The organism is Methylocystis suflitae, assembly GCF_024448135.1.
Taxonomy (GTDB): Bacteria; Pseudomonadota; Alphaproteobacteria; order Rhizobiales; family Beijerinckiaceae; genus Methylocystis; species Methylocystis suflitae.
Genome location: NZ_JAMRYX010000226.1, coordinates 1 through 367, shown reverse-complemented (window position 1 = coordinate 367; position 367 = coordinate 1). Strand labels below are relative to the sequence as shown.

Sequence of the window (367 nt, the reverse complement as noted above, 5' to 3'; positions counted from 1 at the left end):
CAAGAGCTTCGCGTTGCCGCTAACCCCATCAATTAACCTTCCGGCACCGGGCAGGCGTCACACCGTATACGTCCACTTTCGTGTTTGCACAGTGCTGTGTTTTTAATAAACAGTTGCAGCCAGCTGGTATCTTCGACTGATTTCAGCTCCACGAGCAAGTCGCTTCACCTACATATCAGCGTGCCTTCTCCCGAAGTTACGGCACCATTTTGCCTAGTTCCTTCACCCGAGTTCTCTCAAGCGCCTTGGTATTCTCTACCTGACCACCTGTGTCGGTTTGGGGTACGATTTGATGTTACCTGATGCTTAGAGGCTTTTCCTGGAAGCAGGGCATTTGTCGCTTCAGCACCGTAGTGCCTCGTCATCA

Annotated in this window: 1 rRNA gene; it reads right to left on the bottom strand. The window is 51.5% G+C overall.

Features of this window, described 5'->3' with window-relative positions:
- Window positions 1-367 (bottom strand): 23S ribosomal RNA (locus NEI07_RS17155); the annotation flags it as partial.